This is a genomic window from Stappia sp., from assembly GCF_048268045.1.
GTDB lineage: Bacteria > Pseudomonadota > Alphaproteobacteria > Rhizobiales > Stappiaceae > Stappia.
This window is the reverse complement of the sequence record NZ_JBLWWG010000014.1, coordinates 45,315-69,362: the sequence shown is the minus strand read 5'-3', so window position 1 is coordinate 69,362 and position 24,048 is coordinate 45,315. Positions and strand designations below refer to the sequence as shown.

Here is a 24,048-nt window from a genome sequence, read left to right as displayed (position 1 = left end):
CTGATCGAGGTTAGGGAGCGCAAAGGGCCGGGGCGGTCTTTCACGCTCTGGCAGGCCGGGCCTTGTCCTTGAGGAATAATTGCGCCAGCGCACAGGAGGCGAGCCGTGAGGCCGGGCTGTCGGCCCGGCTCGTCAAGATGATCGGTACCCTCGCGCCGAGCACGATGCCGGCTGCGTCGGCTCCGGCAAGGTAAATCAGCTGCTTGGCCATCATGTTGGCAACCTCAAGGTCGGGTGCGACCAGAATGTCCGCCTTGCCCGCAACGTCGGAAACGATGCCCTTCGCTGCTGTTGCCGCGGGAGAAATGGCGTTGTCGAAGGCGAGCGGACCATCGATCAGCCCGCCCGTGATCTGTCCCCGGTCGGCCATCTTGCAGAGCGCCGCGGCGTCGAGCGTCGAGGCGACCCGTGGATTGACCGTCTCGACGCTCGACAGGATCGCGACCTTGGGCTGCGCAATGCTGAGCGCATGAGCCATGTCGATGGCGTTCTGGACGATGTCGCGCTTGGCGGCGAGATCGGGAGAGATGTTGATGGCAGCATCCGTGATCAGAAGCGGCTTGGGGTACGTCGGCACATCCAGCACGTAGACATGGCTCATCCGACGCTCGGTCCTCAGCCCGAGCGTCGCGTCGACCACGGCGTCCATCAGTTCGTCCGTGTGCAAGGCGCCCTTCATCAGGGCCTCCGCCTTGCCTGCGCGCACCAGAGCCACGGCCGCCTCCGCCGCCGCATGGCTGTGGGGTACATCGAGGAGTTCAATCCCCTCGAGGCTACGCCGCGCCGCCTTCGCCGCGGCTTCGATCTTGCCCTTTGGGCCGACCAGAACCGGCACGATCATGCCCTGGCGGGCGGCATCAAGCGCACCGGTCACCGACAGCACGTCGCAGGGATGCACGACGGCGGTGCGGACCGGGGCCAGAGCTTCCGTCGCCGCGATGAGCTTGGCGTATTGAGCGCCCTGTACATGCAGCTTCACCTCGGGAAGGAGGACACGAGGGCGGCGCACCTTGTCGTGCGGTGCGATGACCCTGGAGACGCCCTCTATCACCATCTTGCCATTCTGGTTGAGGCAGGTGCAGGCTAGGGTCAGGCGCCCTTTTGCCAGTTTTTCCGTGACCTCGACCCGCACCGTGATCGTATCTCCCAGCCTCACCGGCGCCTCGAACCTCAGGCTCTGGTCGAGGAAGATGGTGCCGGGGCCCGGCAGCTCCGTGCCCAGGACGGTCGAGATCAGCGCTCCGCCCCACATGCCGTGGGCGATCACGCCGTGGAACATGTCAGTTCTTGCGTAGTCCGCATCCACATGGGCGGGGTTCACATCGCCTGACATGACGGCGAACAACTCGATGTCCTGCTGCTTCAGTACGCGCACCAGCTCGGCGCTGTCTCCGACCGAGATCTCGTCATAGGTGCGGTTCTCGATGTAGCGCATGTTCTCTGTGGCGGCGTTTGGGTCAGGCCCGGACATGCAGGCCTCCATCGACATAGGCGATGTCGCCGGAGACCCGCCGCGCGCCATCGCTCGCCAGCATCACCGCCATGTCGCCGACATCTTCGATGGTGACGAGGGTCTGTTCCGGCGCGCGCAGCCTTGCGGCGTCGATCAACTCGTCGAAATGCGCGATACCAGAGCCGGCGCGGGTGCGCAGCGGTCCCGGCGAGATGGCGTTGACGCGAATTTGCCGGGGGCCGAGCTCGGTCGCCAGCGAGCGCATGGTTCCTTCCAGCGCCGCCTTCACCGGTCCCATGATGTTGTAGTTGTCGACGACCTTCTCGCCGCCGTAGTAGGTCATGGTCAGGATCGTTCCGCCGTTTTCCATCAACGGTTCGGCTAGGCGCGCCATGCGGATCAGGGAATGGACGGAGATGTCCATCGCGCGCGCAAACCCGGCGCGCGAGCAATCCGTCACCCGGCCGTGCAGATCCTCGGCCGGGCAAAAGGCAATCGAGTGAACGAGGATGTCGAGCCGTCCCCAGCGTGCCTTGACGGCTGCGAATACGGCCTCCATCTCGCCCTCGGCTTCCACGTCGAGAGGCATGAAGAGAGCCGCGCCGACAGCCTCGGCGAGCGGCTGCACATAGGGTTTGGCCTTCTCGTTGACATAGGTCAGTGCGATCTCGGCGCCTTCGTTGGCGAAGGCCTGGGCGCATCCGGCGGCAATGGAGCGGGCGTTGGCGACGCCCACCACCAGCGCGATCTTGTTCTCGAGAAGGGTCATGTCTGCATCACACTGGTGCCGGGGGCATCGCAAAGCGCGGTGTATCGGCCAGAGCGCGCGCCGATGCGCGGGGGAGGCGCCATCTCGCCCGATCTCTCGTCGAGCCAGGCGGAGAAGGCCGGCCACCACGAGCCGTCCCTCGGCTCGGATTCGGCAAGCCATTCTGCGGGATCGCGGAACACGGCATCCGCGGGAGTTTCGGTGATCCGGAAGTGCCGGTTCTTGTGGCCGGGTTCGGACACGATGCCGGTGTTGTGCCCGCCATTGGTCAGAACGAAGGTCGTGTCGGCGTCGACAAACAGGTGAAGCTTGTAGACCGAGCGCCAGGGGGCGACGTGGTCGTCCTCCGTGCCGACAGCGAAGATCGGCACGCTGATGTCGGTCACGCTGACAGCCTTGTCGCCGACGCGGTAGTGGCCCTCGGCCAGATCGTTGTTCAGAAACGGGCGGCGCAGATACTCCGAGTGCAAACGGGTCGGCATTCGCGTCGCGTCGGCATTCCAAGCCATAAGGCCGAACGAACGGCTGGGAAGGCCGAGCAGATAGTTGCGGATCGCGGGCGCCCAGACCAGATCGCGGGCGCGCAGCAGGGCAGAGGTTCCAACCATCTGGTCCGACGACAAAGAGCCTTTTTCCGCCATCACGTCCTCGATCATGGTGACTTCGGCATCTCTGATGAACAGCCGCAGCTCTCCGGCTTCGGTGAAGTCGATCTGGGCGGCCAGAAAAGTCGCCGACGCAAGGCGAACGTCGCCGTCGCGGCCCATGGAAGCCGCCGCTATGGCCAGCAGCGTGCCTCCCAGGCAGTACCCGACCGCATGGATCCTCGGCGTATGCGTGATTGTCTGCACGGCGTCCATTGCGTCCATGACCCCGAGACGGAGGTGGTCGTCCATGCCGAGATTGCGGTCGTCGGCGTCGGGATTTTTCCATGACACCATGAACACGGTATATCCTTGGCCAACGAGGAACCGGACCAGCGAGTTCTCCGGCGACAGGTCGAGGATGTAGTATTTCCTGATCCAGGTCGGCACGATCAGGATCGGCTCGGGGTGTACGGTTTCCGTCGTCGGCTCGTACTGAATGAGTTCGATGAGGTCGTTGCGGTAGACGACCTTGCCGGGGGCGGTTGCCAGATTGCGCCCGACCTCGAAGGGGCGCGCGCCTGCCGGTTGCGGCGCCCCGTTCAGGCGACCGAGATCCTCGGCCAGTTTTTTCGCGCGCCCAACCAGGTTCTGTCCCTTCCCGGCAACCGTCGCCGAGATCACATCGGGATTTGTTGCAGCGAAATTGGATGCTGCTGCGGTGTCGACCACGGGCCCTGTCGCAAAGGCCATGAGGTTTTCATGCGCGGGGGCGTTGTGTTTGGGCTGGTCCAACATGGCTTCTCCTGCGATGGGCGGTGCGCGGGCCCCATCTCTGTCGGTGACTGTAGGACCGTCGCGGAGGCGCTGGATTGATCTCCGTCAGCCTCTCGGATGAGGGGCGGCATCCGGCGTGGGACGATGCCAGTCCTTTGTTCTCGGCGGCCGGGTCATCTCTCGACGTTTGCGGATGCGGCGCCCGTGCCGAGTTCGATGATCTCGGCGGTGATCGCTTCCTGGCGGACCCGGCGGAGCGTGGCCTCGAACACTTCCAGTTCGCTTGCAATCTGGGTGCCCGCGGCGGCCATCGCCTTCATGCGCGCCTCGTTCTCGGCGGCGAAGGCGTGGAGGGCGGCCTTGCAGACCAGCGCATGTACATAGTCCGCTCCAAGACTGGCCAGCAGCGTCTCTGGAGGGAGCTGGGTGATCGGGGGTTCGCCGGTTGCGGTGCGGGCATCCGAAAGGTCAACGGGAAACAGGGTTCGCCGGGCGATCTGCGGTCGTCCCGAGCTCCAACTCGCATGGACAACGTCCAGCCGGTCGAAGCGATCTTCATCCAGGGCATGGTAGATCGCCCTGGTGATCCCGTCCGCCAGCTTCGGAATGCCGGGCGAATGGGAGGGCATGGCCGCGCTCCAGTCAGCTTCGAGGCCGCGTGCGGCGGCGATCGAGAGACCGCGGGTTCCAACAAGCAGCAGGTCCGCCGTTTCCAGTTCGTTGCCGACGCTGTCCAGCACCCGTTCGCTGAATGCCCCGGCAAAGCCCTGTTCGGCGAGAAACAGGAGCAATCCGGTTCTGCCGCCACCGGTTGCCCGGGAACGCGGGGCGGGGTGTCCCGCCTCGTGGGGAACAAGGATCCGCGCCATTGCGGTTGAGATCGTCGCGGCATAGCTGTCGACGGCGTCCACCTGCGCCCGCGCGGTGCGGGCGCGGGCGGCGGCAATGCCCTTCATCGCGTTGACGACCGCGCCCAGTTGGCGGACGCCCTCGATCCGGGCGCTGACGTCTGCCAGCCGTTCGGTCATGGTGCGGGCTCGTCCGTCTTCAGCGACGCGGCGAGGCGGGTCATCGCGGTGATCAGTGCGGCCCGCGCGCTGGCGTCCAGTTCTCCAGCTTCCGCAAGGGTGCGAGGAACCTCGGCGGCGTCCCTGTCCAGCGCGGCGGGGAGCCCGGCGCGAAATGCGGCAACGGCCTCCAGCGGCAGGGGATCCAGCAACCCCGACTGCACGGCCAGCATCAGCGCGACCTCGTCGGCAAGGCGGAACGGGGCGTGCTGGGGTTGGCGCAGGATCGCCCGGATCCGTTTCCCACGCCGGAGTTGATCTCGCACCCGGCCGTCCGGCATGCCGCCGAAGCGGGTGAAAACCTCCAGCTCCAGAAACTGGGCATAGTCCAACCTCAGCGTGCCCGCCGCCGCGCGCAAACTGGGCGCCTGCGTCTTTCCGCCCACCCGACTGACGCTCAGCCCGACATCCACCGCCGGTTTCTGGCCCTGGTGGAACAGCGCTGCATCCAGCACGATCTGTCCGTCGGTGATCGAGATCAGGTTGGTCGGGATGTAGGCAGAAAGGTTGCCTGAATCGGTCTCTGCGACCGGCAGGGCGGTCAGCGAGCCTCCGCCGAGATCCTTCGACAGCTTTGCCGCGCGCTCGAGCAGGCGCGCGTGAATATAGAAGACATCGCCGGGATAGGCCTCGCGTCCCGGTGATTGCCGCGTCAAAAGCGCGATTTCGCGATGGGTCGCGGCATGTTTGGACAGGTCGTCGATCACGATGAGCGCGTGTTGGCCCTTGTCGCGGAAATACTCCGCCATCGTCATCCCGGCATAGGGCGCGATCCACTGCAGGCCCGGCGCGGAGGCCGAGCCTGCCACGAGAACGATGCAGCGCGAGAAGTCCCCCTGCGCCTGCAGCGCGTCGATGGCGCGGCGCACGCTGGAGGTCTTCTGGCCGACAGCGACATAGATGCAGATCATGTCGCTGTCGCGCTGCGCGATGAGGGCGTCGATCGCGAGCGTTGTCTTGCCGGTGGAATGGTCGCCAACGATCAGCTCGCGCTGGCCCCGACCGAGCGCGAACAGCGTGTCCAACGCCACGACCCCGGTCTGCACCGGCTCGGTGACGAGGTCGCGCTCGATGATCGAGGGCGCGGGGCGCTCGATCGGCAAGTGCGTCTTGGACTCGATCACTCCCTTGCCGTCGAGCGGACGCCCGAGCGGATCAACGATCCGCCCCAGCAGCGCCTCGCCGACGGGAACCTGGACGACCTCTCCCGAGCCGAACACCGCATCGCCTGCCTCGATATCGCTCGCGGCGTCGAGAAGGACGCAGCCGATCAGATCGGAGTCCAGCACGCGGGCGAAACCGACCTGGCCACCCTCGAAGCGCAGCACCTCGTCCAGCCGCACATCGCGCAGTCCCGAGATCATCGCGACGCCATCGCCGATTTTCTCGACCCGGCCTCTGTGTTCGGCGCGCGGCCCCAGCGGCGCGTGGCGCAGCGCGTCCTGGGCGGAGGAGAGCCAGTCGGGAGCGTCAGGTGGCATCCTTCATCTCCTGCAGGATCACGGCAAGATCCGCCCGCCAGCTGTTGTGCAGCACAAAATGCGCGCTTCGCAGCTCCAGACCGGCGATCAGGTCGGGATCGGTGACGAAGTTCAGCATCGGAGCGCCACCCAGGGCGGCGATGACGGCTTTTTCGATCTCTGCCTTGTGCGCCGCGTCCGGAGGCACGGCGGTGACAACCTCGATCTCGGCCTTGGCGGCGACCAGCGCGTCGCGCTCGGAGGTCGACATCTTCGCGATGGCCTCTACCAGCAGGGCAAGAAAGGCACCCTGGACCGCAGGGCCGTTCATCCGGCCCAGGATCCTGGCGGCGATGTCCACCGACAGCGCATAGGCCTGGGTCGCATTTTGCCTGTGCGCCGTCTCGGTGTCGCGGGCGATGGAGGTTTGCGCGGCGGCCAGCAGCGTCTCTGCCTTGCTTCGCGCCTCGGCAAGCGTTGCCTTCGAGGCTGCTTCCGCGCTTTTCGCGGCCTCCGCCAGCACGGCTGCGCGTTCGTCGGCGATGCCGGCTCGGGCCTCGGTCACCTCGGTCAGGGCCGCGTCGGCCTTGGTCTGAGCCGCCTTGGCCTCGGCGAGCATGGCTTGGGTGGCATCGCGGCGCCGGTCAATGGCCGCTGCCAGTGGACGCCAGAACACCCGGGAAAGAAGCCAGACGAGGATCAGGACATTGACTGCCTGCAGCCCCAGCCCCCAGAAGTCGACGGTCATGGGATCATGCCAGAAGCGGGTTGGCGAAGAGCAGCAAAAGCGCAATCACCAGGCAGTAGATTGCGGTCGTCTCGATCATCGCCAGGCCGACGAACAATGTGCGGGAGATCGTATTCGCTGCTTCGGGTTGGCGCGCGATGGCGTCCATGGCGGCGGCGACGGCGCGGCCCTCGGCGAGGGCGGGACCGAGAGCTCCGAAGGCCACCGCGAAGGCGGCGCAAACGATGCTGGCAAGGCTGAGATAATCCATCAGGGTTCCTTTTGGGTTGGGGAAGAGGGGGATGCGGCGCTCTTGGGCCCGTGCCGGCCGTCTTCGACGGCCGAGGTGATGAAGACCATCGCCAGTACCGCGAAGATATAGGCCTGGACCAGACCGGTAAGGAGATCGAGCGCCATCAGCGGGATAGGCACCAGAAGCCCCGCCAGCGAGGCGACGATGCCGATGACGAAAACCCCGCTCATCACGTTGCCGAAGAGGCGAACGAACATCGAGAATGTCCGGGTCACGCTTTCCAGCATGTTCAACGGGATCATTACCGGATTGGGAGCGGCGAAGGACCTGAGATACCCCCCCACACCCGCGCCGCGCACGCCGAACCAGATCACCGAGAGGAAGACCAGGGCGGCAAGTGCTGCATCGGTTTCAAGCCGGGCGGTCGGCGGATCGACGCCGGGCACCAGCGAGGACCAGTTGGCCACGAGGATGAACAGGAACAGCGTGCCGATGAAATCACGATACGGCGCGGGTTCCGCTCCCGTGGTTTCACGGATCTGTGTGTCGAGCGTGGTCACCAGAAGTTCGAGAGCAGCCTGTCGCCTGCCGGCGACCAGTTCGAGCCTTCGGGTCAGCAGATAGGCCCCAAGCACCAGCACCACCATGATCGCCCATGTCGTGATGATTGCCTGGGTGATCGGGATCGGTCCGATCTGGAACAGCGCGATGGAGGCAAGCGGCGAGTTCATGCGTCGGCCCTTCGCGCCTGACGCAGCATCACGGTCTTGGCGCAGAGGACTCCGGCAAGTGCCGCCAGAAGCGCAAGGCCGCCCGCCTGGACGGCGAGGTAGAAGCCCGCGCACAACAACGCCAGGCGGCCCAGCGTCAGCGCCAGCCCGAGCAGAAGAGGTCCTTGACCGACGATCAGGTCGGCGGTCTCGCGCACGGCGCGGAAATAGGCATAGCCCAGCACGAGCCCGGCCAGAAAACAGATCGGCAGGGTGAGGGACAGCGGCAGAGCTGCAAGGTCGATCATCGCGCGTTCATCCATTTCCATGCGGTCCAGCCGCCGAGACAAAGCCCCAGCATCATGCCGGGGGCGCTCCAGAAGATGCCCGTCGCCAGGCGTGCATCGAGCCAGCGTCCGAGGAACAGCCCGCCAAGTGCGGGAACCACGAAGATCCAGCCCAGCACGCCGATCTGCGCGAGGCGGCGGCCAACCGACATATCTCCCTCGCGCAGCCATTGCTCGTGGCGGTCACGGCGCAGGCGGGTTTCGCGGACCAGCGGATCCTCCTCCGGCTCGTTGGCGGGCGGCGTCGTCACCGGAATTCTCCCGCGCCGGCGCGGGGTTGAAGCCGGCCGATCATCTGGCGCAGGGCGTTCAACTGCAGGCGCATGCTCTCGACGTGCTCGGTGCGCTCCGCATCGACATCGGAGCGGAAACGGGCCAGAACCTCGGCATCGAGTGTGGCAAGGTCGGTGCCGGCCACCGCCTCACGCGTGGCGATGGCGATGATGGCTCCGTCCGTCACGGTCATCACCCCGCCGCGTACGGCGCAGAACCGTTCCTCTTTGCCCTTGCGCCAGCCGACGATGGAAACCGCCAGCGCCGTCATGAACGGGGCGTGACCGGACAGGATGCCGAAACTGCCGCTGGCATCCTCGGCGCGCAGGCTGTCGATGTCTTCGTCGACCACGACCGACAGGGGGGTCACGATCCTCAGCCTCATGGCGCGGTTCCCGCGTTCGGAGCAGCGGAGACTTTTGCGTCGGCTTCCTTCTTGCGCGCGTCTTCCAGCGTGCCGACCATGTAGAGCGAGCTTTCCGACCAGTCATCGGTCTCGCCGTCCAGAATGGCGCGGCAGCCTGCCAGCGTATCGGCAAGCGCAACGCTGGCGCCGGGTGTGCCGGTAAAGGCCTCCGTCACCATGAACGGCTGGGTCAGGAAGCGTTGCAGCCGTCGCGCACGCTTGACGATCTTGCGATCCGCGGCGCCCAGCTCTTCCACCCCGAGAAGCGAGATGATGTCGGTCAGCTCGCGGAAACGCGCCAGCGCCTGGCGGACGGCTTCGGCTGTCTCATAGTGCCGCTCGCCAACCACCAGAGGGTCGAGCAGCATCGAGGACGAGGCAAGCGGGTCGATTGCCGGATAGAACCCTTCTGCGGCCTGGGCGCGCGACAGCACGATGACGCAATCCATATGGCTGGAGATGGTTGTGACGGCCGGGTCGGTGAAGTCGTCGGCAGGCACATAGACGGCCTGAATGGCGGTCACGGCGGACCCGGCCACCGAGGCGATGCGCTCCTGCAAGCCCGCCACCTCGGTTGCCAGCGTCGGCTGATAGCCAACGCGCGAGGGCAGGCGGCCGAGCAGGCTCGACACTTCCGCGCCCGCCTGGACAAACCGGAAGACGTTGTCCATCAGAAGGAGCACGTTCTTGTGCTTCTGGTCGCGGAAATACTCCGAAACGGTCAGGGCGGTGAGGGGCGCCCGCCAGCGTGCGCCGGGCGGTTCGTTCATCTGGCCGTAGACCAGAACGGTGCGGTCAAGAACACCAGATCCCTTCATTTCGGTCAGAAGCTCGTGACCCTCGCGTGATCTCTCGCCGATGCCGGCGAAGACCGAGATGCCTTCATATTTCTCGACCATGGCGCGGATCAGTTCCATCACCAGAACGGTCTTGCCGACCCCGGCGCCGCCGAACATCGCGGCCTTGCCGCCCTGCGCCATCGGTGTCAGCAGGTCGATCACCTTGATGCCGGTCTCGAACACGTCCGTGGCACCGGTCTGCGATTTCAGGGTTGGGGGACGCGCGTGGATCGATCTGCGCGGCGTGTCGTCTGGCAGCGCCGGACCGTTGTCCTGCGGATTGCCGACGACATCCAGAAGCCGTCCGAGGACGGCATTGCCAACGGGCACCTTGACCGGCCCGTCTGTCGCACGCACCCCGACCCCGCGCGCAAGCCCTGCGGTCGACTGGAACGCCACTGCGCGAACCGTGGTCTGGTCCAGATGGCTGTGGACTTCGAGAATGAGCGGCGTCGGCCTGTCCCATTCGACGATGAGGGCGGAATTGATTTGCGGGAGCTCGGCTCCTTCGAAGACGACGTCGACCACCGCGCCCCTGACGGCATGCACGATGCCTTCGCAGAGGAGGGGTGCAACGACGGCCAACTCTTCCCGCCTCTGCATGCGCTCGAGGTCCTTCCGGTGGACGTTTGCTCGCGACTCGCCACTCAACTCTACACAGAGACGGGAGATGTCGCACTGATCGGTGTTAGCGCTGATCTTTCTGCGGATGCCTAGCCGGTCAACAGACCATCGCCCACCACGATCTGTCGCCGGCAGAGCGCTGCGATCTTTTCGTCATGGGTCGAGATCAGGAAGGTTGTGCCCTGTTCGCGGTTGATCTGCCCGATGAGATCCATCACCTGCATCGCAGAGGCACGGTCGAGGTTGCCGGTCGGCTCGTCCGCCAGAACGAGTTCGGGCGCGTTCATCAGCGCGCGGGCGACGGCAACCCGCTGTTTCTGCCCGCCCGAGAGATTGGCCGAGGGAAAGTCGACGCGATCCGCCAGGCCCATCCGTACCAGCAGCTCGCGTCCTCTGTCGCGGGCGGCGGCGGTCTCGCGCCCGTCGCGCACAGCGGTGGGGAAAATCACGTTTTCCAGGGCGGTGAAGTCGGGCAACAGGTTGTGGAACTGGAACACGAAGCCGATGTGCAGGTTGCGAAAAGCGGTCACCTCGCGGTCGTCCGCCGCGATCAGGTCCTGCCCCAGCATGACATGGCTGCCTGAAGTGGGTTTCATGAGCGTCCCGAGGATTGTCAGAAGCGTGCTCTTGCCCGCACCCGAGGGGCCCAGCAGGGCGGCCATTTCTCCTGCCTCCAGGCTCAGCGACAGACCACGCAGCACGCGGGTCGCGGCTTCGCCCGTTCCGAAGATCTTGACCAGATCGCGCACTTCCAAAAGCGGGCTCATTGGCCGATCGCCGTGACGGGATCGACCAAAGCGGCCGATCTGGCCGGCAGGATCGAGGCGAGGATGGCGCCGAGCACCGTCAACGCGATGGCCAGCCCGTAGGACCCTTGCGTGATGTCTATCGGCAAGGTTCCCGCCTTGAACGCCTCGCGCGAGGGGAAGGGAAGGAGAGCCAGATAGCCCAGGGTCGCCCCCGAGACGCCGCCCATCAGACCGATCAGGGCCCCCTGGGTGACGAAGACGAAGATGACGAAGCCGCGTCCGGCGCCCATGGCCCGCATGATCCCGATTTCCGGCCGACGACGATAGGTGGACAACAGCAACGCCGAGGCCACGCCAATAACGATGGTGATGAGGGCGAAACTCTTGAGGAAGTATCCCGTTTGCGCCTGGGCGTTGAGGGCCTCCATCAACTGTGCCGCGCCGTCTGTCCAGGGAACGGCGTCCAGCCCGGTGAGGGCGCGGATGTGCAAGGCGGAGGCATCGGCGGCGTTCAGGTCGTAGAGCTTGATCTCGATCTGGGTCACGCCTTGTGGCGTCGCAAACAGCGTGCGGGCCAGGGACAGGCTGACAAAGACGCGGCCCTCATCCATCCTGCTGTTCCCGGTCTTGTAGATCCCCCCCAGCGTCAGGACTGCCGTCGCGCCGAGCGAGGACTGGAGCCGCAGCGTCTGACCTAGTGACAGCGCCAGATCGTCGGCCAGCTTGCGCCCCATGACGATCATGTCCGAGCCCAGCCGCGCCGATCCCTCGACCATGTATCCGTCGAGATCCAGTATCGCGGATTCCCGCCCGGGCTCGACGCCTGTCACGCTGACCTGGGCTGTCTGCGCCCCGCGCGCGAGAAACCCTGATCCGGTTATCTGCGGAGAGACGGCCTTGACCCCGTCGACCGCCTCGATGACCGGCAGCCATGTGGCGGCTTCTGTCAGCGTGGCGGTCCGCGTGCGGCCCCGTTCGATCACGCTCAACACCTGTCCCGAAGGCGCGACGAGCAGGACCGGGTCGGTCTCCTCGGCCTCGATGGTGATGTGGGCGATGTCGCCAACGGTGCGCGAAAGAATGAACTCCGCCAACCCGCCGATCAGCGCCGACATGAAGATGAAGATGAAAACACCCACGGCGACGCCCAGCACCAGCAGGGCCGTCTGCGCCTTGTTCGCCGTCAGGTAGCGTGTCGCGATCTTGAGGGCGTAGAGCATCAGGGCTGCACCGCCTCGACCGCTTGTCCGTCGGCAAGTCCCGCCGCGTCCACGATCACCGCGTCGCCCTCGGCCAGTCCCGCCGTCGCGATCAGGCGGGTGGCGGGCCAGTCCACCACGGTGATGGGCCGAAGGCGGGCCTTGCGGTCCTCGACCACGAAGACAGCGGTGCCGGCAGGGCTGGCCACCATCGAGGTGCGTGGCACGGTCAGCGCAGCCGCCTGCTGGTCCACCAGGATGTTGGTCGTGACGGTCATTCCCACGGGCGCGATGACCGGGTCGTCAAAGGAAATCCGCACGGCAAGGCCGCCGGTGGCGACATCCACGCGGGTCGAGACGAAGTTCACATGGCCGGTGCGGGTGCCGGTTTCGCCGGCCAGTTGCAGGATTGCGGTCTGGTTCCGCGAGATCTGCCGCGCATAGGCTTCGTCCACATCCGTTTCGACCTCAAGCTCGCGCAGATCGGCGAGGATCAGAAGGAGAGTGGAGGTGTCGACAAACTGACCCTCGTCCACATTCAGGACCAGGACGCTGCCGGCGATGGGGGCGCGGACCGTGTGGTTCTGTAGAGCGATGCGGGCCTGATCCGCCAAGGCGGTCAGGCGGGCAACCTCCTGAACCGCAAGCTCGACCGCGTGGGCGCGGGTCTCGAGCACGGATCTTGCAATCGTTCTGCCGAGAGAAACCGACCGGTCGTAGGCCTCCGATGCCTGCTGTTGGGCCTCGAGAGCGGCGTCTCGTCCCGCCATTGCCTGCCGCAGGACGGCGCTCTGGGTCTTGGCGTCGATCAGGCCCAGCACCTGACCGGCGGCCACCTCGTCGCCCTCGGCCACCGAAAGCGTCTCAAGCGTGCCGCTGACGAGGGGGCGCACATCGACCGAGTGCACGGCGGCGACACGACCGTTGACGGCCAGAACGCGCGTGACCGGTGCCAGTGTAGCGATCTCGACGGCGACCGAGCGCGGCCTTTCGACCCACGGCTGCACATAGAGCAGCGCTGCCAGACCGAGGACCGACAATCCGGCGAGCGCCCAAAGCCGCAAACGCCTTTTCCCGGAAGGAGCGGGAGGGATGTTGCGCAGGGCAGGGACCTGTGGTGAGGTCGAGGGCGTACGGACCTGCAACGCCGTCGAACTGTCTTTCCCGGTAGGTTTGTATTCAGCCGCGGCCAACGTGGCCTCCTTCCGAGGTTGCGACAGGGGCCAAACGGAGGACGCAATCCGCCCCGTTCGATCTTGTGCAGGATAGGCGCGCGCGTCGTTTCTGCCTTGATATGGATCAGCGACATCGCCGGGTGGGCCATGGCATGCAGAAGCAGCCATTTCATGCGCGCCATCAGCACATGCGCGACGCCATGGACGACAAGAAGGATCCTGGATGCTCAACGATCCATACGAGGCCCTCGGGCTGACCAAGGCGGCCACGGCGGAGGACATCAAGAAGGCCTATCGGAAGTTGGCGCGCACCAGCCATCCGGACCTTCATCCCGACGACCCCGGTGCCGAAGCGCGGTTCAAGGCGATTTCCGCAGCCTATGCCGTTCTGAAGGACCCGGAAACCCGCGCGCGCTACGATGCCGGAGAGGTTGACGGGCTGGGTGCCGAGCGCCCGCAGCGCCGGTATTACCGTGATTTCGCGGAGGCCTCGGACAACGTCTACCGGCAAGGGGGCGGCTTTGGCGCGGATGCCGATCCCGCGGACGTCTTTGCCGACATCCTGCGCAACCGGCGGCGCCCGTCCGGCGGCGGCGACTTCGACGATTACGGGTTTTCGGCTTCGGGACCGGATGCGCATTATTCCCTCGAGCTGCCGTTTCTGGATGCCGTTAGGGGAGCCAAGACCCGTATCACCCTGCCCGACGGCCAGGGCCTTGCGGTCACGATCCCGCGGGGTACCGAGGATGGCCAGACCTTGCGGCTGCGCGGCAAAGGGATGCCTGGCTATGGCGGCGGCGCGGCCGGGGATGCGCTGATCACCGTTTCCGTGCGCCCGCACCCGGTTTTCCGCCGCGATGGCGACGACATATTGCTGACGCTTCCCATCACCATCGACGAAGCCGTCCTCGGCGGCAAGGTGACGACGCCGACCATCGACGGGCCGGTGGGCCTGACGATCCCGCCTGGTGTCAGCTCGGGCCGGGTCCTGCGCCTGCGTGGCCGCGGCGTGGAGCGGGCGGGGCAAAAGACCAAGGGTGACCAGAAGGTCGAACTGAAGATTGTCGTTCCGCCCGATACGGATCCGGCTTTGCGGGATTTCCTGTCCCAATGGCGCGAGACCCATGCCTTCGACCCGCGGGCCGACCTGCTGAAAGGGGCCGGGACATGACGGACCGATTTTCCGAAGACGATATCATCGCGACCGTCACACGGCTCACCCGGGTCCAGCTCGTCCGCTTCATCGAGGGCGAGTTCGTCAGGCCGCAGCGCGATGCTGGCGGATATGTCTTTCGCCGCATCGACATCGCGCGGCTCGAACTTCTGTGCGATCTGTCGCTGGATCTCGATCTGGATGAGACAGCACTTGGCATCGTGCTCTCTCTCATCGACCAGTTGCATGCCGCGCGGCAGGATCTGGCGGTCGTCGCGCGTGCGATAGATGCATTGCCTGCCGATCTGCGCGCGCAAGTCACGGACGCGATCAAGCGCGCCTGAGCAAGGCCTTCTCTGGAAGTGCAAGCCAAAGGCTTCGAAGAGGCCGCCGACGCGCTGCCGCCGGCGGCGGATGTCATATGGCCGCGACGGCCTTGGCCATCAGGTCGCGCACCTGGCTTGCGACCGCGTGCAATTCCGGATTGTCGATCGCCTGCATTGAGGCCACCGGATCGACCGCGCTAACCTCGACGCCGCCGTCAACCGCGCGCAGGATCACGTTGCACGGCAGCATCGCCCCGACATGGGGCTCGAGTTCGATGGCGCGATGCGCCATGCGAGGATTGCAAGCACCGAGAATGACATAGGGCTGCATCTCGACATTCAGCTTCTTCTTCATCGTCGAGGTCACGTCGATTTCGGTCAGCACGCCAAAGCCCTGGTCGGAAAGCGCGGCGCGGGTGCGCGCCTCCACCTCCTCGAATGTCGCGCCGTCGAACATCCGGTTGATGGTGTAGGTCATCATGACAGTCTTCTCCTTCTTGATCGTTTCGGATGATGGCGGGCGGCTTGAGGCTGGACGTCGGTGCACCTGGTATGCCGCTCCGTCGTGCTGCGCCATCACAAGCGTCGCAGGTCGAGGGTGTGATGAAGCCCGTCGAGCCGCATGCGGGGGGCTCCGGCTGATGAAGACCGCATGGGTTCGCCGTCAAGCACAGCCTGCCAGACAAGCCGCCCGTTGCCCGGGGGTGCATTGTCCACGCGGATGGCGAAGCTCGTAGCCTGTACTTTGATGGCGGCTTCGAAACCCGGCCAGTCTGAGGGGATACACGGGTCGACGATGAGCATATCCCCCTCGCGGCGGATGCCCAGGATGCCCTCCAGGCCGGCGCGATACATCCAGGCGGCCGAACCCGTGTACCAGGTCCAGCCGCCCCGGCCGGCGTGCGGCGCGACGGAGTAGACATCAGCCGCGACGACATAGGGCTCAACCTTATAGCGCTCGACCTCCTCGGGCGTGCGCGCGTGGTTGATCGGGTTGAGCATCGCGAACAGCTCATGCGCCTTGTCGCGCGCGCCCGACTTGGCAAAGGCCAGGATCGCCCACATGGCGGCATGGCTGTATTGGCCACCGTTCTCGCGCAAGCCCGGCGGATAGCCCTTGATGTAGCCCGGATCGCGCGGGGTCTTGTCGAACGGCGGGGTGAACAGAAGCGCCAGGCCTTCGTCGCGGCGAATGAGGTGCCGGTCCAGCGAAGCCATGGCCGTTGCTGCGCGGGCCGGCTCGGCAGCTTCCGAGAGCACGGCCCAGGACTGTGCGATAGAGTCTATCCGGCATTCTGTGTTGGCCTTCGAGCCAAGGTTCGCGCCGTCGTCGAATGTCGCGCGGCGATACCACTCGCCGTCCCAGGCATGCTCTTCAAGCGCCAGTCGCAGCGCATTCGCATGAGAGCGCCAGCGTTCGGCGCGCACCGGGTCGCGCCCCTCCGAAAGGGGGCTGAAAAGCTCGATGGCACGCAGCAGAAGCCAGCCAAGCCAGACGCTCTCGCCCTTGCCACCCTCGCCGACACGGTTCATGCCGTCGTTCCAGTCTCCGGTGCCCATCAATGGTAGGCCGAGCTGTCCGGTCAGTTCCAGGCACTGGTCGAGACCGCGGGCGCAATGCTCGAACAGGGAGGCGGATTCAGCTGCCGTGGTCGGATGGGTGAAGGAGTCATGTTCGCCAGGGAGCAGGGGCGGGGCATCGAGGAAGGGGACGCTCTCGTCGAGTACCGCGTTATCGCCCGACGTCTTCACATAGGTCGCCGCCGCAAAGGCGAGCCAGACACGGTCGTCCGAAATGCGTGTTCGCACGCCCTGCCCGGAGCCGGGCAGCCACCAATGCTGGACATCGCCTTCGACGAACTGCCGTCCGGCCGCACGCAGGAGATGGCGTCGCGTTTCCTCGGGGCGCATGAGGGTCAGTGCCATTCCATCCTGGAGCTGGTCGCGGAAGCCATAGGCACCGCTTGTCTGATAGAAGGCCGAACGCGCCCAGATGCGGCAGGCCAGCGTCTGGTAGAGGAGCCAGCCGTTCAGCAGGATGTCCATGGCCCGATCCGGCGTCTTGACCTGAACCGCTTGCAACAGGTCGTTCCAGTGATCGCTTACCTCCTGAAGTGTGGCGTCGAGATCGGCGGTCCGGTAGCGCGCGAGCAGGGCGCGGACTTCCTCCTGCGTGCCGCACTGTCCGAGAAACGAGACGATTTCGACCGTTTGGCCCGCCGCGAGCTCGACGGTCTGCTGCAGGGCCGCGCAGGGGTCGAGGCCGGCGCCCGTCTTTCCCGACAGCGCTTGTGCGCGGGTGAGCGCGAGTGGTGCGGAGAGCCGTCCGCAGCAGCCGAGGAATTCCGTGCGGTCGGCCGTCCAGGTTGACTGCCGTCCGCCGAGATCGGCAAAGGCAACGCCGCCGGAAGAACTGATGCTCCAGGGATTGCGCGCCAGCATCGCGCCGGAAGTCTCGTCGATCTGCGTCACGAGGAAGGGCGCGGTGGCGCCGCGCGAGCTGCCGAGCACAAGTTCGGCATAGCTGGTGACGGACAATCGGCGGCTGCGACCGGATGTGTTTCGCAAGGTCAGGCGCGAGATCTTGATCGGGTCGCTGAGCGGAACGTATTGCAGGAGATCGAGCGCAACGCCGTTGGCTTCGTGTTCGAAGCGGCTGTAGCCGAAGCCATGGCGCGAAACATAGAAGCCGCGGTCCCGGATCGGCTGGGCGGTGGGGCTCCACAGTTCGAGTGTTTCTTCGTCGCGGATGTAGAACGCCTCGCCGCTCGGGTCGACCACGGGATCGTTCGACCATGGCGTTAACTGGTTCTCGCGGCTGTTTTGCGCCCAGGTGTATCCACTTCCTTCCGTCGATACCTGAAAGCCGAAATCGGGGTTGGCAATCACATTGATCCACGGCGCGGGCGTGACGGCGCCCTGGTCCAGGATCGTCACATACTCGCGGCCATTCCTGTCAAAGCCGCCGAGCCCGTTGAAGAACTCAAGCGATGGTCGGTGGAGGGGGCGGGGCGGCGATGCTGATCGCTCGGCTTTGCGATGGACGGGAGGATGGGACAGGGGCGGCAGATCGGGAAACTGCTCGGCTATCGGGCCACGGCGCGCGGACAGCGTGACGCGGGCGACGGAATGAAGTCGTGCGCGTGCCTCGGCGCTTATCAGGTCGGCGCGCAGCACGAAGACCGAGCCTTGCGCCAATTCCAGTCCGAAGCGGGGACGCGACTGGCTGCTGCGCACGGCCGTCTCGATGGCCACCTGCAGATCCTGTGTGTAGGAGGACGCCCGCTCGTTGACGATCACCAGATCGACGGCGAGGCTCTTCATCCGCCAGTACTCATGGGCGCGCAGCAACTGGCGAACCTGGGCCATGTCCTGGGGGTCACCGATGTTCAGTAGGACGATCGGCAGGTCACCGGAAATGGCGAGGTGCCACAGGCCCGACTGCGGGCCCGCGCCGCGGACAATCTGCACCGATGGTGCCCGGTAGCGCGGGTTGGCGTAAAGGATGGGAGTGGCCAGGCGCTGGAAGTCCGCGGCCTCTCCGGCATCCACGTCGAGATGGCGAAGCTGGACCTGACCCTGGGTCCAGGCCAGCGTCTGAGCGCGGTCGAACGCACTGCGATCATGGTGTTTGTCGATCAGATCCATAAGCTCGGCGCGCGAAGAGGCGACAATGGTCCAATAGGCGACGCGGGCGATCTTGCCCGGCGCGATCCTCACACGCTGCCGCAGAGAGAAGATGGGGTCGAGGACCGTTCCCACCGTGTTCGATAGCGACACTCCCTCTCGCATCGCGTCGGGCGTGGCAATAGTGCCGCCACGACCTATGAACCGGGCGCGGTCGGTCTCGTATTGCGGGTCGGCGACGATCTCGCCCTCAACGACGGCGAGATGAGCCGCCCAGACATGCGCTTCGTCGGGCGAGCGCAGGCGGCGCGTCGCGATAAGCGCTCCGAACTCGGCCGCGTGTTCGGTCTGCACGAACATCTTGGAAAACGCCGGATGCGCGGTGTCGGCAGCCATGGGAGCAAGCACGATCTCCGCATAGGACGTGATCTCGATCTCGCGCTCCCGCCTTCCGGCGTTGCCGACGCAGACGCGGCGGACCTCGCAGTCGTCCTCGCCGGAGACCAGCACATCCATCGTGGTCGTCAGGGGGCCGTCATGTCGGATGAACTGGGCGCGGTCCTCGTCGAAAACGATCTCGTTCTTTGCCGCCTCCTGGCAGAGCGGCTGGGCGCCGACAGACCAGACGTCTCCGCTTCCGATGTCGCGCAGGAAGATGAAGGAGCCCCAGTCGTCGCGCGTTGCATCTTCGCGCCAGCGTGTGACCGCGATGCCGCGCCAGCGGCTGTAACCCGCCCCCGCAGCCGTGAGCATCACCGCGTAGCGGCCGTTGGAGAGCAGATGGGTTACCGGCGAGCCGGCCGTGGCGGTGGTGACCCTGCGCGACGTCGAAGGTTCCGCATCTGTCGCTGCAGGCGAGACCTTGACCTCCTCCGCCCTGGGGTGGCCGATCGCGACATTGCGCGGCATACGTTCCTGCAGCAGAAGCTCGCAGGCCTGGATCATCGGTTCGCGGTGGAACCGCGCGCGCATTTCTCCATCGTGGAGCGTATTGGCGATGGCGACGATGGTCATGCCCTGATGGTGCGCCATGGTGGTTCGGACAATGGCCACATAGGTCTTTTCGGGAAGCCTGGAGCGGGTGAAGTCGAGCGCTTCGAAGAAACCGTAGCGGCTGCCGGCTCCCAGCCGTGCCAGAAGAGCGTAGTTCTCGCAGGCGCCATGCGGGTCGACCATCGCCGCCAGCCCGGTCGCATAGGGAGCGATCACGGTGTTCTCCGAAAGGCCGCGTTTCAGGCCAAGGCCGGGTACTCCGAAGTTCGAATACTGATAGGTCAGTTCCATGTCGCGAGCGTTATAGGCGGACTCCGAGATGCCCCAGGGAATGTCCAGCGCGCGGGCGTAGGTCTGCTGGCGCTCCACCACCAGTCGGTTGGTCTGCTCGAGAAGGCTGCCGGCGGGCGCGCGCATGACGAGCGATGGCATAAGGTATTCGAACATGGAGCCAGACCAGGAAATCAGCGCCGATGCGTTCGCAAGCGGCGTCGCCGCCCGTCCCAGGCGGAACCAGTGCCGTGTCTCGATATCGCCCTTGGCGATGGCGAAGAGGCTCGCAAGCCGCGCCTCCGAAGCGAGCAGGTCGTAGCAACTCGTATCGAGACGATTGTCGGCGTGGGAATAGCCGATCGACAAGAGCTTGCGCTCGGGGTCGAGAAGAAAGGCGAAGTCCATCGCCACCGCCATTTCGCGCGCGTCGGCGGCGAGCGCCCGCAGCCGGTCTTTCAAACCAGGGGGCGCGATCTGGTCGCGCGCGTGTTCGGCCGCGATCTTTCCGAATGACTCGATCCAGAAGACGAGGTCGGGTGAGGCGTCGTCGACGCTTGCCGGGATCATGGCGCGCGCCATGAGGGCTGCCTTTTCCGCCAGCCGCGTCAGCACGGGCGTCAGCGCGTCGAGTGTTTCCGGCCCCTTCAGCCGGTCTTCGATGTCGTCGAGCATCTGCGGGAGCTGCGCGCCGCGTCCGTTTTTCGCGATAGACAGTGTCTCGAGCGCCTGTCGGGCCAGATGGAGGCTGTCGCTCATGCCAAGGCGGGCTTGCGTCCCTGCGGTTTCGTCCGCCCAGGATTCGCATGCGTTGGCGACCACGATCAAATGCCCGGCCAGGTTTCCGCTGTCGACGGAGGAGATGTAGGCAGGCTCGAGGACGCGCAGGTCGCGGGTCTCATACCAGTTGAAGAAATGCCCCTTGTGCCTTGAAAGAACATGCATGGTTCTCAAGCTAGCTTCCAGGCGTTCCACCGTCTCGATCATGCCTGCCCAGCCGAAGTCGCGGGCGGCTATGGAGGAGACGAGATAGAGCCCGATATTGGTGGGCGAGGTCCTTTGCGCGATGACCGGGCGCGGGTCTTCCTGGAAGTTGTCCGGGGGCAGCATGTTGCTTGCGGGCGTCACGAAGGTCTCGAAGAAGCGCCAGGTGCGGCGGGCTATGAGGCGCAACTCGCGCCCATCCTGATCGGAAATCGCAAGGCGCGGTCCGGCGCTGGGCGAGCGGCTGACCCGCAGGGCGATTGCCGGCGCGGCCAGCCAGAGCAGCGCGAAGGGAATGGTCAGCGGCCCGGAGGAAGGTGAGAACACCGTCGCGCCAACGGCGATGAGTAGCCCAAGCAAGGTGCCGGAGGCCATGGAACGGTAGAAGCCGGCGAGGTTCAGGCGCGGGCTTCTGTTCGACTGAGCTGCCGTGGTCCATTCCAGCAGGTGGCGGCGGGTCCAGGCCAGACGCACAAGCGTCCTTGCGATGGCATCGCCCATTCGCCACGCATGATCGGCCAGAAAAGCAATCGAGAGCGCGCTCTGGACCGCGGCGAGACGCAGATCCGCGGCGAGCGTGGCGACGTGACTGCGCAAGCGAATGCCCGAACGCGCCGGCACGAGGGAAAGGAGTACGGAAAGGAAGGCCGGGAGGGCAATGCCGGCAAGCAGGATCGCGGTTCCAGTCGCGGCCGCCGGCTGAGGCATCAGCCAGGTGAGCCCCAGCGCGAGGAGCGTGAACGGCGCCAGCAGCGAACGCCGAAGATTGTCGAGCATCTTCGCGCGCCCGATGGCTGGAACCGCGAGGTGGCCCTTGTCCCGGCCCAGGGCCCAGGGCAGGAGTTGCCAGTCGCCGCGGGTCCAGCGATGCAGGCGTTTGGCGGCGACGTCGTACCGGGCGGGGAATTCCTCGATCACCTCGACGTCGGAGGCGAGGCCTGCCCGCGCGAACACGCCCTCGAAAAGGTCGTGGCTGAGCATGGAGTTCTCCGGCACGCGGCCGGAGAGTGAGGCCTCGAAGGCGTTAAGGTCATAGATGCCCTTGCCCGTAAAGGTGCCTTCACCGAAGAGGTCCTGGTACACATCCGAGGCGGCGGCCGCATAGGGATCTATGCCGCCGGGGGCGGAGAAAACGCGCTGATAGACCGAGCCCTCGCGTCCGACCGGAAGCGAGGGCGTGACGCGCGGCTGGAGAATGCCATAGCCGTCGACCACGCGCCGCGCCGCATCGCTGAAGCGCGGGCGGTTGAGCGGGTGTGCCATCTTGCCGATGAGGCGGTGGGCGGCGTCGCGCGGTAGCCGTGTATCGGCGTCCAGCGTGATGACGTAACGCACGCCGGCTGGCACCTGAGGGGGAACGCCGTCGACAGGCATGAAGGTCGTGTCGCCGGCGCCGAGCAGGAGGCGATTGAGCTCGTGCAGCTTTCCGCGCTTGCGCTCCCAGCCCATCCATTTGCCTTCGCTCGCGTTGTACAGGCGGCGTCGATGCAGGAGGAGGAAACGGTTGCCGCTGGCGACCGGCTCATGGCGCCGGTTCAGTTCGTCAATCGCCCCTGCTGCGACGGCGAGCAGACCGGCATCCTCCGGGGTGACTTCCTGTTCCGCATCGGTGCCGTCCGTAAGCAGTGCGAAGACGAGGTCTCCGCCGGAGCCGGAAAGGTGGTGGACCTCGAGGCGCTCCACCTGCTCCAGAAGGTCGGCCGCGCTCGTGAGCAGTGTTGGCACCGCGATGAGCGTCCGCAACGACGACGGCACGCCTTGCTTGAGCGCCAGGCCGGGCAGGGCGGTGGCCCCGAGACTCCAGGTCAGGATGCGGTTGACGAGGGCTGTCGACACCTCGCTGACGGGGAGAAAGGCCAGAAATGCGAACCACAGGAGCCAGCCCGTGCCCGGATCGCTGGACGACATCGCCCATAGCGCAAGCGCCAGCACCGCGGCCGAGACAAGCAGGATCGCCCCTACGTATCCGCCGATGCCAAGCCGCGTGTTGATGCGGCTGACCCGCAGCCGCGCGGACGGGCAAAATCGGATCGCGCGTTCTAGCGCCGGCCGGCCCTGGGCGATCAGGTGATAGCCCGGGTCGGCGAAACGTTCGGCGTCGGCTGTGCCGTCAGCCTCGGCCGCGCTTTCTCGCGCGGCGACAAGTGTGTGGTCCACGATCTCGAGCTCGGAAAAGGACGATCCGCGCGCCAGTTGCTCGATCGCGTTCCTGTAGAGATCACGGGTCGGGAAGTCCATGTCGGAAAAGGCGCTTCGCGCGCGCAGCCGCTCGTCGACCAGGCTAACGCTCTCGAAAAGGTCCGCCCAGTCGATGTCGGAGACAAGCCGCATGCTGGTGACGATGTTGCGCACGGTGACATTGGACGCGCCTTGCCTCTGTTGGGCATGTTGCACGACGTCGTCGATGGAAACGCCTTGCAGGGCGAGACGCTCCTCCAGCCACTTGAGTGCGGGTGTCGTGGCCGGGTCCTGATTTCGCAGCTGCTTGGCCAGATGCGCGGCGAAGAGTTCGGGCAAGGGCTTTGGCGAGCGGGAGGCGATATCCGCATCCAGCGCGGAGCGCGCCTCACCGGGCAGGAGAAGCCGCTTGGCCAGCGCCGCCGCCTCCGTGCGGGCCGCGCGCGCTGCCGTAATCTGGTCGGCCAGTCGGCGCAGGTTCTCGATGAGGACGAAACGTAGCGTGATCGCGACGGCCCACAGCTCGCCGATCGTCAGGGGCTGTACCTCCTGGTAGGCCACCAGAAACCGCCGCAATCTCTCGCGGTCGAAGAGGCTGTCGGTGTGTGCGACAAAGGCCCAGGCGAGTCCAAGCACCCTTGGATAGCCGGCAAACGGCCCTTCGCTGAGTTTCGGGAGCTGGCGATAGTAACCGGGGGGGAGGTCGTCCCGGATCTCGTGGATCTGCTCCTCGACCACATGATAGTTGTCCAGCAGCCATTCTGCCGCAGGAACGACGCCTCTGCCGCTTTCCAGCTCCGCCGCGCTCGACTGATAGGCGCAGAGCAAAACAGCGGCGTTGTCGCTGAGCCTCTTGTGCAGGGAGCGCACGACCGGCGGCTGCCCGGCCACCGTCTGAGCCGTGGCAAGGCTGCGCGCGTGTTGCTCCAGCCGTTCAACGCTGAAAAGCTCTTCTCTTACCGGTGCCCCGTCGTTCCACGGTGGTGACGACGAGCGAAGGCCGAGGAGGCGAGGGAACGATCTCAAGGAGTGCCTTTCCAGCCCGGGCGCAGGTGCGACAGATTGGCTGAGGTGTTAAGTCCGCGTCTCCTGCAGTGGTGCGCGC

19 protein-coding genes are annotated in these 24,048 nt (G+C 65.9%); 2 read left to right on the top strand and 17 right to left on the bottom strand.

What is annotated here, in order from left to right:
* Positions 1-40 precede the first annotated feature (40 nt).
* From ACN0WF_RS18185 to ACN0WF_RS18115, 15 genes are all read right to left on the bottom strand, one after another.
* Positions 41-1,435, bottom strand: coding sequence for a bifunctional enoyl-CoA hydratase/phosphate acetyltransferase (locus ACN0WF_RS18185; RefSeq protein WP_417774197.1), 1,395 nt, complete (start codon positions 1,433-1,435; stop codon positions 41-43).
* A 22-nt stretch (positions 1,436-1,457) separates the two neighbouring features.
* Positions 1,458-2,222, bottom strand: a complete 765-nt coding sequence (gene fabI / locus ACN0WF_RS18180; RefSeq protein ID WP_417774177.1) for an enoyl-ACP reductase FabI — start codon at positions 2,220-2,222, stop codon at positions 1,458-1,460.
* Complete coding sequence (locus ACN0WF_RS18175) at positions 2,219-3,604, bottom strand: PHA/PHB synthase family protein (RefSeq protein WP_417774176.1); 1,386 nt, start codon at positions 3,602-3,604, stop codon at positions 2,219-2,221. Before ACN0WF_RS18175 ends, fabI begins: the two co-directional genes overlap by 4 nt.
* 152 nt (positions 3,605-3,756) lie before the next feature.
* The gene (locus ACN0WF_RS18170) at positions 3,757-4,611 is read right to left on the bottom strand and encodes a F0F1 ATP synthase subunit gamma (protein WP_417774175.1); all 855 of its coding nucleotides are present in this window, start codon (positions 4,609-4,611) and stop codon (positions 3,757-3,759) included.
* The gene (locus tag ACN0WF_RS18165) at positions 4,608-6,131 is read right to left on the bottom strand and encodes a F0F1 ATP synthase subunit alpha (protein WP_417774174.1); all 1,524 of its coding nucleotides are present in this window, start codon (positions 6,129-6,131) and stop codon (positions 4,608-4,610) included. Before ACN0WF_RS18165 ends, ACN0WF_RS18170 begins: the two co-directional genes overlap by 4 nt.
* Entirely contained in the window at positions 6,121-6,858 is a 738-nt protein-coding gene (locus ACN0WF_RS18160; protein ID WP_417774173.1) for a F0F1 ATP synthase subunit delta, read from the bottom strand. The genes ACN0WF_RS18165 and ACN0WF_RS18160 overlap by 11 nt, the downstream gene beginning before the upstream one ends.
* Positions 6,859-6,862: 4 nt before the next feature.
* A complete protein-coding gene (locus ACN0WF_RS18155) occupies positions 6,863-7,108 on the bottom strand; it encodes a F0F1 ATP synthase subunit C (RefSeq protein ID WP_417774172.1) in 246 nt (81 codons plus the stop codon).
* Positions 7,108-7,821: a F0F1 ATP synthase subunit A gene (locus ACN0WF_RS18150; RefSeq protein WP_417774171.1), complete on the bottom strand. Its 714-nt coding sequence runs from the start codon at positions 7,819-7,821 to the stop codon at positions 7,108-7,110. The genes ACN0WF_RS18155 and ACN0WF_RS18150 overlap by 1 nt, the downstream gene beginning before the upstream one ends.
* Entirely contained in the window at positions 7,818-8,123 is a 306-nt protein-coding gene (locus ACN0WF_RS18145; RefSeq protein ID WP_417774170.1) for an ATP synthase subunit I, read from the bottom strand. The genes ACN0WF_RS18150 and ACN0WF_RS18145 overlap by 4 nt, the downstream gene beginning before the upstream one ends.
* Entirely contained in the window at positions 8,105-8,398 is a 294-nt protein-coding gene (locus ACN0WF_RS18140; protein ID WP_417774169.1) for an AtpZ/AtpI family protein, read from the bottom strand. Before ACN0WF_RS18140 ends, ACN0WF_RS18145 begins: the two co-directional genes overlap by 19 nt.
* Complete coding sequence (locus ACN0WF_RS18135; protein WP_417774168.1) at positions 8,395-8,805, bottom strand: F0F1 ATP synthase subunit epsilon; 411 nt, start codon at positions 8,803-8,805, stop codon at positions 8,395-8,397. The genes ACN0WF_RS18140 and ACN0WF_RS18135 overlap by 4 nt, the downstream gene beginning before the upstream one ends.
* On the bottom strand, positions 8,802-10,268 hold the full coding sequence (gene atpD / locus ACN0WF_RS18130) for a F0F1 ATP synthase subunit beta (RefSeq protein WP_417774167.1): 1,467 nt from the start codon (positions 10,266-10,268) through the stop codon (positions 8,802-8,804). The genes ACN0WF_RS18135 and atpD overlap by 4 nt, the downstream gene beginning before the upstream one ends.
* A 110-nt stretch (positions 10,269-10,378) precedes the next feature.
* Positions 10,379-11,056 (bottom strand): ABC transporter ATP-binding protein, encoded by a 678-nt coding sequence (locus ACN0WF_RS18125; protein WP_417774166.1) that lies wholly within the window; start codon positions 11,054-11,056, stop codon positions 10,379-10,381.
* The gene (locus ACN0WF_RS18120; protein ID WP_417774165.1) at positions 11,053-12,258 is read right to left on the bottom strand and encodes an ABC transporter permease; all 1,206 of its coding nucleotides are present in this window, start codon (positions 12,256-12,258) and stop codon (positions 11,053-11,055) included. The genes ACN0WF_RS18125 and ACN0WF_RS18120 overlap by 4 nt, the downstream gene beginning before the upstream one ends.
* The gene (locus ACN0WF_RS18115) at positions 12,258-13,301 is read right to left on the bottom strand and encodes an efflux RND transporter periplasmic adaptor subunit (protein ID WP_417774164.1); all 1,044 of its coding nucleotides are present in this window, start codon (positions 13,299-13,301) and stop codon (positions 12,258-12,260) included. Before ACN0WF_RS18115 ends, ACN0WF_RS18120 begins: the two co-directional genes overlap by 1 nt.
* Before the next feature lie 334 nt (positions 13,302-13,635).
* Here ACN0WF_RS18115 and ACN0WF_RS18110 point away from each other — a divergent pair, with 334 nt between their 5' ends.
* Positions 13,636-14,583 carry a DnaJ C-terminal domain-containing protein gene (locus ACN0WF_RS18110; RefSeq protein WP_417774163.1) on the top strand — a complete coding sequence of 316 codons (948 nt, stop codon included), beginning with the start codon at positions 13,636-13,638 and terminating at the stop codon, positions 14,581-14,583.
* A complete protein-coding gene (locus ACN0WF_RS18105; RefSeq protein WP_417774162.1) occupies positions 14,580-14,909 on the top strand; it encodes a hypothetical protein in 330 nt (109 codons plus the stop codon). Before ACN0WF_RS18110 ends, ACN0WF_RS18105 begins: the two co-directional genes overlap by 4 nt.
* A 73-nt stretch (positions 14,910-14,982) precedes the next feature.
* On the opposite strand, the gene ACN0WF_RS18100 is transcribed toward ACN0WF_RS18105, so the two are convergent.
* Both ACN0WF_RS18100 and ACN0WF_RS18095 read right to left on the bottom strand, forming a co-directional pair.
* Positions 14,983-15,369 (bottom strand): DUF302 domain-containing protein, encoded by a 387-nt coding sequence (locus ACN0WF_RS18100; protein ID WP_417774196.1) that lies wholly within the window; start codon positions 15,367-15,369, stop codon positions 14,983-14,985.
* Positions 15,370-15,467: 98 nt separating this feature from the next.
* Positions 15,468-23,969, bottom strand: coding sequence for a GH36-type glycosyl hydrolase domain-containing protein (locus tag ACN0WF_RS18095; protein WP_417774161.1), 8,502 nt, complete (start codon positions 23,967-23,969; stop codon positions 15,468-15,470).
* Positions 23,970-24,048: the final 79 nt, after the last annotated feature.